This window comes from Roseimarinus sediminis, from assembly GCF_050433125.1.
Classification (GTDB): Bacteria; Bacteroidota; Bacteroidia; order Bacteroidales; family Prolixibacteraceae; genus Roseimarinus; species Roseimarinus sediminis.
On record NZ_JBNPXV010000028.1, the window covers coordinates 1 to 12,198 of the forward strand.

8 protein-coding genes are annotated in these 12,198 nt (G+C 34.4%); all 8 read left to right on the forward strand.

The annotated features are described in order from the left end of the window. Window positions 1-369 precede the first annotated feature (369 nt). The 8 genes from FHS86_RS18850 (at window position 370) to FHS86_RS18885 (ending at window position 11,792) form a co-directional block, all read left to right on the forward strand. Complete coding sequence (locus FHS86_RS18850) at window positions 370-1,725, forward strand: IS110 family RNA-guided transposase (protein ID WP_429417545.1); 1,356 nt, start codon at window positions 370-372, stop codon at window positions 1,723-1,725. A 67-nt stretch (window positions 1,726-1,792) separates the two neighbouring features. After that, window positions 1,793-2,650 carry a TraB/GumN family protein gene (locus tag FHS86_RS18855; RefSeq protein ID WP_429417548.1) on the forward strand — a complete coding sequence of 286 codons (858 nt, stop codon included), beginning with the start codon at window positions 1,793-1,795 and terminating at the stop codon, window positions 2,648-2,650. A gap of 542 nt (window positions 2,651-3,192) precedes the next feature. Further along, window positions 3,193-4,320 carry a helix-turn-helix domain-containing protein gene (locus tag FHS86_RS18860; protein WP_429417550.1) on the forward strand — a complete coding sequence of 376 codons (1,128 nt, stop codon included), beginning with the start codon at window positions 3,193-3,195 and terminating at the stop codon, window positions 4,318-4,320. Window positions 4,321-4,485: 165 nt separating this feature from the next. Then, entirely contained in the window at window positions 4,486-5,814 is a 1,329-nt protein-coding gene (locus FHS86_RS18865; protein ID WP_429417553.1) for a TolC family protein, read from the forward strand. 81 nt (window positions 5,815-5,895) lie between these two features. Continuing rightward, on the forward strand, window positions 5,896-6,954 hold the full coding sequence (locus FHS86_RS18870; RefSeq protein ID WP_429417556.1) for an efflux RND transporter periplasmic adaptor subunit: 1,059 nt from the start codon (window positions 5,896-5,898) through the stop codon (window positions 6,952-6,954). A 12-nt stretch (window positions 6,955-6,966) separates the two neighbouring features. Next, a complete protein-coding gene (locus tag FHS86_RS18875; protein WP_107823870.1) occupies window positions 6,967-7,338 on the forward strand; it encodes a DUF2147 domain-containing protein in 372 nt (123 codons plus the stop codon). A 12-nt stretch (window positions 7,339-7,350) separates the two neighbouring features. Next, window positions 7,351-10,446, forward strand: coding sequence for an efflux RND transporter permease subunit (locus FHS86_RS18880; RefSeq protein ID WP_107823869.1), 3,096 nt, complete (start codon window positions 7,351-7,353; stop codon window positions 10,444-10,446). Window positions 10,447-10,856: 410 nt separating this feature from the next. Beyond that, window positions 10,857-11,792 (forward strand): DUF2971 domain-containing protein, encoded by a 936-nt coding sequence (locus FHS86_RS18885; RefSeq protein WP_429417560.1) that lies wholly within the window; start codon window positions 10,857-10,859, stop codon window positions 11,790-11,792. Window positions 11,793-12,198: the final 406 nt, after the last annotated feature.

Here is a 12,198-nt window from a genome sequence, read left to right on the forward strand (position 1 = left end):
CAAATATTTATAACTATTTTGCAATGGCGGCATAAGGTGGCTAAAAAACCGCCAATTTTTAAGAACTGTAGTTGGTTTTTAGACAGACTGCCGTTACCAGCAATCTCCGTACTGGTCGTAAAACAGTTGAGTTTTTCTGCTAACGTACTTATCTTAGTGTAGAGCTCCGAGTGAAGGCCGGTTTTAGCAATGGTGTTTTAAAACCCGAGCGCAATCAGGGTCTGAATGTAAAGAGTTAGTGATTCATTTTTACTGACTTGGGTTAGAGTTTAATGGCGACTCCGTGTATTCGGAGATCCCGATCGGAATATTTTCAAAGTTTAAGAGTTACATTCCATGGAGCTTTTTTACATTTTAAACATTTAAGATATGGGAAAAAAGCAAATGAGTCTAGAAGTTGTCAACCCCAATGCAGCAGGGATTGATGTAGGATGCAAAAGCCATTGGGTTGCCATTGGTCAGGATGCCCAAGACATTAGAGAATTTGGTGTTTATAGTGAAGACCATAGAGATCTCTGTCGATGGTTGTCGGAGAATGAAATTACCTCAATCGCCATGGAAAGTACCGGAACCTATTGGCAAACTTTATTTAGTGCCTTAACAGCCGCAGGTTTTGAAGTGATACTGGTTAATGGCAGACAAACCAAAAATGTGAAAGGAAAAAAGACAGATATTAAAGATTGCCAATGGATACAAAAACTTCACTGCTTAGGATTACTGAGCCATAGTTTTCTTCCTGATAGTACCACTGAAATAATAAGGACTTATTCAAGGCACCGACAGAACCTGATAAAACAAACCGGACAAACAGTTTTAAAAGTTCAAAAATATCTTCGATTAATGAATATGCGATTGGATGTTGTTGTCAACGATGTTGTTGGGTTGACAGGAACCAAAATCATAACTGCTTTTCTTGCAGGAGAAACAAGTGGGAAAAACCTCGCGCAGTTTCGTCATTACAATTGTCGAAAGCCCGAAGAAGAAATAGCCAAAGCGTTACAGTATAATGGAAGGGCAGATTACATGTTTGCTCTAAAGCAAGAATGGGAAACCTATTTGCATATCCAAAAACAAATAGATGAGGTTGATGCCCAAATAAAAAAACTGCTCGAAGATATAATAGACCAAGACAACAACAAGAAACAGCATGTTGCCAACAAGAAATCATATAAGCGAAAAAATAAGAATACCATAAGAGGTACTGATATGAACCAAATCGCTTACAAGTATTTTGAAGGTGTCGATCTCATGGATATTGAAGGTGTTAATGATGCAACAATAATGGCGCTAATTAGTGAAATAGGACTGGAGGGAATTAAAAAGTTTCCTTCAGGAAAACAATTTACAGCATGGCTCAGGCTGGCTCCTAATAATAAAATTAGTGGTGGAAAGGTTTTGAGTCACCACATACCCAAAGGGAGTAGCAGATTGAAAATAGCCTTACGAAATGCCGCCAATGCAATTGGAAACCAAAAAGAAGGACATCTTTCAGATTTCTTTAGAAGGATCAACTATAAAAAAGGACGACCAACTGCAATAAATGCAACCGCCAGAAAACTTGCAATTATTATTTGGAACATGCTTGTTAATGGACAAAACTATAATCCACCTACTCAATACCTGTTTCTAGACGAAAAAAGAAGACTGGGATTGGTAAAAAGAATTAAAAAACAAATAACTAAATTTGAAATTGAACCCCAACAACTCGGATTTACAACTACTTGATTTAGTAGACTTTAAATTTGACGTTAGTCGGAAGCTTAAACAGCCCGTGCAAAAACCGAAAAATGAAATGAAAAAGTTAATATTTTTTGTAATTATCCTAATCAATGTAAATGGTTTTGCTCAAAACACAATATTGTGGCGAATAACTGATACGATTAATGATAAACAATCTTTTTTGCTTGGTTCATACCACGATATGGGAAATTCGTTCATTGACTCTATCCCAGAAATAAGAGAAAATCTTTATAATTCGGATTTAGCCATATTTGAATCGGTTGACACTATTATGCCCTCTGTAATTATTAACAGTCGGGATTACGACAATAACATTGGAGATAAAATACCTAAACGATATTTTAAACAACTGGAAATAATTACGGAAAACTGGGAAACTGATTATACAAAATTAGAACCACATGAACTCAGGGTAGTTCTGATTAGAGAATTTGGAAAAACTAAATGTGGCAATGTAAAACCTACTGACAAATGGAATCATTTTGATTTATACCTAATACACTTAGCAAAACAGAAAGAAATAAAATGCTTTGGACTTGAAACTTATAGTCAGCAACTCGAACTCCTAGAAAAAGAACCTAAGCCTCCTTGGGAAAAAGAAAAGGAAAATATTTGTTATTGGATAGCTCAGGTTTCAGGGAAAAAAATCGACAAAAAGAATTGTAATTTTTCAAAATGGTATAAGAACTTTAAACTTCCCTACCAATTTGAGACAGAGTGTAAAGACAATATGCTTATAGAAGAACGGAATAATGCGTGGATGGAACAACTACCTGAATTATTGCATGAAAACAATGCGTTTGTCGTTGTTGGATTTATGCATCTAATCAGAAAATGTGGTTTGATTGAGCAATTACGTCGACAAGGATTTCTTGTAGAACCAGTTGAATTAGAAAAAGCCAGCTGGTAACAAAATGTAAATGTAATGCGGGTTTCTGTGGGTATTTCAACCGCAGTTCTTCGTTGTAACACCGCCAATTCGTCTTTGACGATTGACGGAAAAAATGAAATATTGAATAAACGAATTGGCTCCGTGCGTAATTGAAAGTTCATCACTTTCAATCCCGCACTCCACTTACATAAACCGTTGTATGCAAGTGTAAAACCGATACGATACATTAATACAATAAAAAAGATTGAAATAATTACAAAAAACGGATTGATTGGATTGGTGCTCCGTTGACAGGGCGGTGCAGTTTGAGGGGAATTTATTTTGTTTTTTTCTCCCCCCACACAAAGAAAAAGGAAACCCCGCCCACAAAACAACACATTTGCAAACCGTAGCAAGCCAGCTCTGCAAATCAAAGTTTGCAAAAGAGCTGTTTTTTTTGCCAACGCACCAATGATAATTTGATAACAATTCAACATTTTTATGATTATCCGGTTTTAAAAAATATTTCTCATCTTTGTTGCTTTTAGATTAAGTATATTTTTATATAAAATTCAAATGTTTTGTTAGACGCTTTTCTACATATAAATATTGCACAAACCTTGTTTGCTGCCATAATAATTGTTGTTACCAAACGACCACTAAACATAACCGATAAGTTGCTTTCAGCTTGGTTATTTTTTGTTATGTGTTCTTTTGTAATGAAACTAATCAATATCAATTTTCAAGACCACTTTGAATTCGATTTAATTGGCCGTGGAGCAATAATTACTTTGTCGTTTCCATCATTTTTATATTTGTACGTTAAATATTTGATATCAGGGGTTAGCAAATTCAAATCAATCGATTTATTTCATTTTTTACCTTTTGTATTTATCAGTTTTTATGTTTTGTTCCTATCCTATTACAATCCTAATTTTTCGAATTTATTATACTCAAATGGCAATGTAGGATTGCTACTTATTATGTTTGGTGTTGTTTCGATAGCAATTTTCACCTTATATGGTTACTATACCATTCATCTTTTGAATAAATATCGTAAAACAGTCGATGATTTATATTCTTTCCATAATACCAATGTAAGTTTAAAATGGGTATGGACTTTAGTACTGATTTTTTACTCATACTATTTTTTAGCTATAATAATAAATGGTCTCAATAAAGCTTTTGAAATTGATTTCAGGATGTCGAATATCCTAATACCTGTTTATACATTTTTTATTTATACAATAAGTTTTCGGGGTTATGTTCAGCCCAAACTTTTAGCTCAAAAAGAAGAAACAGAAGATAATAAGCCAACAGAATCGTATCAAAAGTCGGGATTGAAAAAAAGCGATGCCGATAAATATGCTAAAATGTTAACAAAGTTGATGCAAGAAGAAAAACTGTGGCTAAATCCCGAAGTAAACTTAAATGAAATATCGCGACATATTGGAATACCACAACATTATATTACCCAAGTTTTAAATGAACAATTGAACAAAAACCTTTATACATTCGTGAATGAGTTTCGTGCCAACGAAGTAATTCATTTGTTTAAAGAAGAAAAATATAAAAATTGGAGTATTATAGCTATTGCATTTGAAGCCGGGTTCAATTCCAAGTCGTCATTCAACACTTTCTTCAAAAAATTTACAGGAAAAACACCTTCAGAATACAGAAAAGAGCTAGCTCCCGGGGAATCTTCGTAAAAATACACCCCTCCAACTTTACCTCCTAACCTACTACATATCTGCACTTTACTCGTCGCCCCTTTGAAGGTCGGACTTGTAAATAGTATGTCCTTTATAGTTAGGTCGTAGTTACTATTGTATTGCAGTTTCTTTGTGCTCAATAAATTTTAAAAAGTGAGAAGCATGAAGAAATTGTTTTTAATATTGATTAATGTGCTACTGTTTTCAAGTGTACTTTTTTCACAAGTAGATGATGTACATAAAGAACTACTCCGGTTGGCACTTGAGAATAATTGCGAAATCCAAAAAGCAGAATTAGATATTGCAAAAAGCGAGCAACAAGTTAAACAAGTAAAATCCTACACACTTCCTCAATTATCGGGTTCTGTTGACGTGAAAGATTATTTTGAACTGCCCACAGTGATATTTCCCGGAGAAATGATTGGAGCTCCCAGCGACATTGAAGCACATATGGGAAGACCATACAATGGAGATGTCGGAATTAATGCCTCATATCTGATACCAAATCAAGCTTTGCTTACCGATTTAAAAACGGCAAAAGAATCAACAGAGCTATATAAACTTTTAAAAATTAAGACCGAAGAAGATGTAATTTATCAAGTTAGTTACCTATACTATTGTTATTTAGCAACTTGGGAGAGTTTAAAAATTATTGAAGAAAATATTGAAATATTAGAAGAAAACAAACGAATTGCTGCAAATCTTGTAAATAGCGATATGGCTTTACCAACCGATACAAACCGAATAGTTGTAAAAATCAACGATTTGGAAAAACAAATTAATATTATTGAAACATCGTTATTTGAGCAGGAAAACAGAATAAAACTACTAATAGGAAATGATGATTATCAGTTCGTTAAGCCAAATTTAAATATTAAATCAAATCAAAACAATCGAGAAATAGGATTGGTCGATTCTGTAAAAAAAACCGACATTTTAATTCTTGAAAAGCAACTCGAAATAGAAAACCTTCAAATAAAAAAATCAAAAACCGCATACCGTCCAACTACATCGCTTTATGCTTCGTATGCCTATAATGTTCAACAAAACGATTTTGGCGATTTATTCAAACTTGACGATTGGAATAATATATCACTTATTGGTCTTAAAATGACAATACCAATTTTTTCGGGTGGTAGAAACAAAGCAAAAGTGCAACAATCGAAACTCAGTTATCAAATTACAGAAAAGAACATTGAACTAGCAACTCAAAACGATAATCACGAACGACAACAAGCATTAAAAAAATATTATACACAAAAAGAAAACTGTGAAATTCAGTTCGACAACATAAAACAAACCGACGATATCTATAAAGTTTCATCACTTAAATACGAAGAAGGGTTACTACCTCTAACCGAATTATTAATCTCAACCTCAGACTTAAGCAATGCCAAATTAAGCTACACAAAAAGCTTATTAGAACTTTTTATGGCAGAGCTCGACGTGTTGAAATCGAATAGCAACTTAAATACTTTAACAAATAAATAAAATCTATATAAGATGAAACGAGTCACGCCAAAGCGTGACGAGTTCCATATGATACATTAGAAAACAAAAAAATTTAATCATATGAAAAAGATATTAAAAACAATTTTATACTTAGTAATAGTGGCAGTAGTAATAACAGCAATTTGTTGGAAACTACAAGCAAACAAGACAAATAATAAAGCAGAAGCGGAACTTGCTAATGTGAAAGCAACTGCCATACCTGTAAAAGTTGACACGGTAAAGGCTGCAAATTACATCCAAAATATCGAGATGTCAGGAGCAATAAAAAATAAAACCGATTTGTTTCTTTTTGCCGAAACACAAGGACGAATTATTAAAATATACAAGGAAAAAGGCAGCTGGGTAAACAAAGGCGAAACTATTCTTGAAATAGATAATTCAGTATTGAAAGAGCAATACGAACTTGCAAAAACAAATTACGAGCACAGCAAACTTGACTACGAAAGAATGAAAAAGTTGGTTGAAAACAATGCTGTAACTCAAAAAAATCTCGAAGATATTACTTTAAAATATACACAATCGAAAGCTGAGCTTGCAAGAATTACAAAAATGCTCAACGACACTAAAGTTACTTCTCCTGTATCGGGTTTTATTAACGATAGCTATTACGAAGAAGGAATGCTTATTTCGGGAAGTGTTAAACTGTGCAACATTATTAGTAAAAACAATCTGATTATTACCACTGAGGTTAATAGCAAGGATGTTTTGTCAATAGAAAGCGGAGATATTGTTACTTTAAAAGTAGATGAGTATCCAAACAACTGTTTTACGGGAAGCATTACAAATATCGCTGAAAAAGCACTGTCAAACAGTCGGTTTGCCATTGAAATTTCTATTGACGAAAACAACTATCTGAAAGCAGGAATGTTTGCAGAAGCAACTATCGAAAAAACTCAGCCCAAAGCAATTATTGTTGACAGAAATGCTATTTCGGGTTCCTTGCAAAATGCTTCGATGTATATTGTTGAAAACAATGAGCTGGTAGAACAAGAGGTTAAAATAAATAAAACATTGGGTAGCAGTGTTGAAATCATCGATGGTTTAAATCTAAACCAGATTTATGTAGTATCGGGAACCATTAACCTTTACGAATCGGCGAAAGTAAAAATTATAGATTAAAAAATATCTAGCATGAAGAAGACGATAAGTACAATAATAATATCATTGTTTTTAGTTGTGACCGCATATTCTCAACAAGAAAACATAGTTGGCACATATCTTACTGCAAACAAAAAAATGAAGGTTGAATTCTATCAAACAAATGGCCAATACAATGCAAAAGTAGTGTGGAAAGCTAAAGATGCTGACAAAGATGTGAATATAGGGGATGTTATCATTAAAGACCTGACCTATAATTCTAAATTAAAACAGTATGAAAGTGGCATTTTAACAGCTAAAGGAAAAACACTTGACTGCATGACCAAATTTCATAATACTAATCAAATAAAGATTTTTATGAAATATGGATTTATTAAAAAAGAAGTTATTTGGACACGAGTTTAAAATTTTGAAAATATGAATATATCAGATATATCAATCAAGCGACCAACAATTCCACTAGTTCTGCTCATAATAACCTTATTGGCAGGATTGTTTTTAGGTACAAAACTAAAGTATGAATTGATTCCCGATATTAGTGCGCCGGTAGTTGTTGTAACTACAGTGTATCCAGGTGCAGGTGCAAGCGATATCGAAAAATCAGTAACCATTCCACTCGAAAATGCACTGGCACAAGTTGAAGGAATCGATGAAATAATTTCAGCTTCAATGGAAGGTGTTTCAAGTGTAAGACTTATGATGAGTATGGATATTGCCCCCAAGGATGCCTTACAAGATGTAAAAGCAAAACTTGACAAAATCCGTCGGACACTGCCAAAAGACATTTACGAACCATCTGTTTCGGCAATTGATTTAAGTGAATTGCCAATTATTACTATTGGTGCAACATCAGCTTTGTCGAATACCGATTTTTTTGACCTTATCGATAAGACAATACAGCCGACTTTATCGCAAATTAAAGGAGTGGCAAATGTGAATATGGTTGGCGGTATGCAAAAGGAAATTAAGGTAAACATCGACAAAAACAAACTGGATGCTTTTAACCTTACTATAAAGCAAGTTGTTCAACTTGTTGGAGCTTCAAATATAGAATTCCCGGCCGGTAAAATTGAAGACGAACAAACTCAAATGAAGGTGCGATTATCCGGAAAATACCAATCTATCGACCAGTTAAGAAAAACCGTGGCAGGGTATTCAAATACCGGCAATGCTATTTACCTTGAAGAAATTGCCGATGTATATGAAGGAATTTCAGACATAAAAACAATTGCAAAAATCAATGGTGTCGAAGCCATTGGTATTGAAGTTTCAAAACAAAAAGAAGCCAATGCTGTAGATGTAAGCCGACTTGTTCAGGAAAAACTGGAACAACTAAAAGTAGATTATGCCGATTCCGGATTAGATTTTACAATTGCCAACGATAATTCAGTATTTACACTCAATGCAGCAAATGCTGTTGGTAAAGACCTAATGATGGCAATTATCCTTGTCTCACTTATTATGCTTTTGTTCTTAAAAAGTTACCGAAACACCCTTTTTGTTCTGGTTACTATTCCAACATCATTAATAGGGACATTCATTGTTATGTACCTGCTCGATTTTTCGCTCGACCTTATTAGTTTAACCTCGCTTTCGTTGGTTGTTGGTACTGTAGTCGACGATGCTATTGTTATAATCGAAAACATCCACCGCCATATGGAAATGGGCAAAAACAGGTTTGATGCCACAAAAGACAGCATGAAAGAAATAGGTCTTACACTTGTTTCAACTACTGCTGTTTTATCAGCTGTATTTATTCCAATATCAATGGTTACAGGAATCACAGGTCAAATTTTGCACGAGTATGCAATTGTTATTGTGGCATCTATGCTTTTTAGTTTGCTATTTACATTTACACTTGTGCCTTTATTAACCTCGAGATATGCTAAAATTGAAACACCAAAGAAAAATGCCGTAAGCAAAGTACTCGATGGTTTTGAAAAACTATTGGAAAAATTTGCTGTTTGGATAACAAATATGCTTAAGTGGGCATTACACCACAAAATGCTTACAACAGGCTTTGTGATTGTTGCGTTTGTTCTTAGCGTTTGGCTTATTCCGGCAGGTTTTATTGGCACTTCGTTTATGGAATCGGGTGACAGGGGAAATGCTATTTTAAGAATTGAATTGCCAAAATCGACAAAAATACACGAGAATTTAAAAGTTACTTCGCAAGTTGAAGAGCTTATCCTTTCACAACCTGAAGTTGAAAATTTATATACAACTATTGGTAAACGAACAGGAAACGCTATTGCAACTGATAATAGTACACCTTATTTTACCGAGTTTAATGTAATTTTTGTTCCTTTAGAAGAACGCGAAATGAGTTCACAAAATATTGCTCGAACATTACGTGCCAAAATTGAGGAAACAGTGCCCGGCATTAAAGTTAGTGCTGCCAATGTTAACATTATGGGCAACGAAGACATTCCTATAAAATTCTATGTAAAAGGTAGTAATATTGATAGTATTTACAAAGCTTCCGAAATGTTTTGCGATTTGCTTCGCTCTATTGAAGGAACTACAGAAGTAGAAAATTCACTGAATTTTGGTAATCCTGAATACCAGGTATTTTTTGACAGAGAAAAGCTGGCATATTATGGACTTACAATAGGCGAAATTTCAAAAGATATTCAACTGGCATTTGCCGGGAACACCGATAATAAATACCGGATTGGAGATAACGAATATGATATCAACATTCGTCTCGACGAATTTAATCGAAAAGACAAATCTGATTTAGAATCGTTAAAATTTAAAACTCACAAAGGCATTGTTACTTTATCGCAATTTGCAACTATTGAACAAGGACTGGGTCCAAGCGTTTTAGAAAGATATAACCGCGGCTCGTCGGCAACTATTACCTGCCAGTTGGTAGGTGTTTCGCAAGGTACTGCAACTGAACAATTCGAAAATTTAGTAGAACAGGCAAATTTCCCACAAGGTACAAGTCATGAATATTCGAAAATGTCGAAAATGATGAGCGAATCGTTTGCGTCGCTCGCAATTGCATTTATTGCCGCAATTCTTTTTATGTACTTAATTATGGTTCTGCTTTACAATAACTGGCTGCATCCTTTCGTGGTGCTGTTTACCATTCCTTTAGCAATTATCGGGGCATTGTTTGCACTGGCATTAGCAAACGAAAACCTTAGCTTGTTTACCATTTTGGGTATTATTATGCTTGCCGGACTGGTAGCCAAAAATGCCATTCTTGTAATCGACTTTGCCAACGACCTAATAAAGGAAGGAAAAGCATTGGTGGATGCCATACTCGAAGCTGTACTATTGCGTTTTAGAGCCATTCTTATGACCAATATTTCAATGATTATTGGGCTTATTCCTCTTGCCGTTTCTGCCAGTGCCGGAGCTGAATGGAAAAACGGAATCGGTTGGGTATTAATTGGAGGTTTGACAGTTTCTATGTTCTTGTCAATGATTATTGTACCTATGATTTATTATACATTTGAGAAATTGAAAATAAAAATAATGGGACAAGCTAAAGGTATGTAAATATCATAATTTTTTTAACCAATCAGCCCTATTTGTTAGCACATTGGCAAGTCACACGAGCCACGCTCAAACCAAAACTTGCCAAAGAGCTAACAAATACCAGCCTTGTTACCGCCTTTAAGGGCGGTTTGGGGTTTGCCCTCCCACAAAAAACAAAATAAATTAATGCTCCGTATCAAGTTCAGTGCAGATTGATAAGATAAAATATTAGATTTGTAAAAACTTGAAACAGATTGTCTTTGAACAATAAACACCAGCATACAACACGCGGTCATAAGTAATGCGGGGTAATGTGGTAAATTCAACATGAGTACATTTAATAAACATAGCAACGGTTTGATAAGTAAGTGCTTCGAAATCCCGCACTACTCATACCGCCAACCGTTATAAGCTAGTTAAAAAACGCTCCTATGAAAGTTTATAAATACTTGTGTCCAGATAGAATTGATGTACTTGAAAATATGAGCATCAGATTTACTCAAGCTATATATTTGAATGACCCGTTTGAGTCCTTACCATTTATTTCAAAGCTTATGAGTGAAATAGAATCTTCTGCATTTTATGATAATTCTATTGGACCAATTATAAACGACATTGGAGATAGAAAACTTTCAATTAATGATATACCTGAAGAATTTAGAGATCAAATTCCTCAAGAAATTATCGATTATATTTCCACATTAACAATAAAACAAGGACTAGAATTAATTCCAGGAATTCATCCTGAGATTCTAACTAAAAAGTTATTATCATCTACGGCCGAGGAAATAAAGATCAACTATTCCGCGAAACTAAAAGAGAGTTGGAATAAATATTTTGGCATTCTGAGTTTGACTCAAACAAATGATAATATTACAATGTGGTCTCATTATGCACAAAACCACGAAGGATTTGTAATAGAATTTGACCCTAATAATGAATTCTTTAATAAGAAAAGAAATGAAAATGATTCATTGGGATATTTAAGGGAAATTAAATACACAGAGGAAAGACCAAACATTGATTTAATAAGTTTCAAAAAAAATGAAAATGACTTTATCGAGCATGTGGCAAGTCACATTTTGTATACAAAAAGCCAACATTGGTCAAATGAAAAAGAATTAAGATTAGTGTTTAATCTGAAAAACTCCGTTGATCCAATCTTCGTAAATGATCAAGAGATTTATTTGTTTAATTTTCCTTCAAATGCAATCAAAAGAATCTTTATTGGCGTGAATGCCAAAGAAAACATGGTCAATAAAATTGAGAGCATAATAAACTCAAAAGAGTATTCACATGTAGAGGTCAAATACGGAGAGCTTGATTTGAAAGATTATAAAATAAAATTTAATAAAACCAGCTTATAATAAATAGGAACATGAGCGGCGCGCAGCGCCCAGCGAGTGTTCCCGGTTGAACTACATCCATTTTCGCCCGGGCTATGTACTTAATGAAGGTTTTGAATGATTTTGGGAAGAAAATTTTTCGGTACGAAGGACGATGATCGCTGAATGAGCGCAGTTTTTGTTGCTATACCAATTACTTATTCTTTGCCGTTCTATTTGATCTTCTGGTTTTTAGGCCATTTTTGTTACGATCAGAGCATAGCTTTCCCATAAGCGCTACATGCGCAATTTCAAATAACTGTTTATGATGTTTTTAGGGCTAGGAGCTGTGCTCCCGGCGACCGTATTCTTGGTAGTACATTGATCACGACCATCTTCCCGGTTTTGCACACCGGGCACAGGCAGGGGTTGAAGCCCGTGAGCCTTT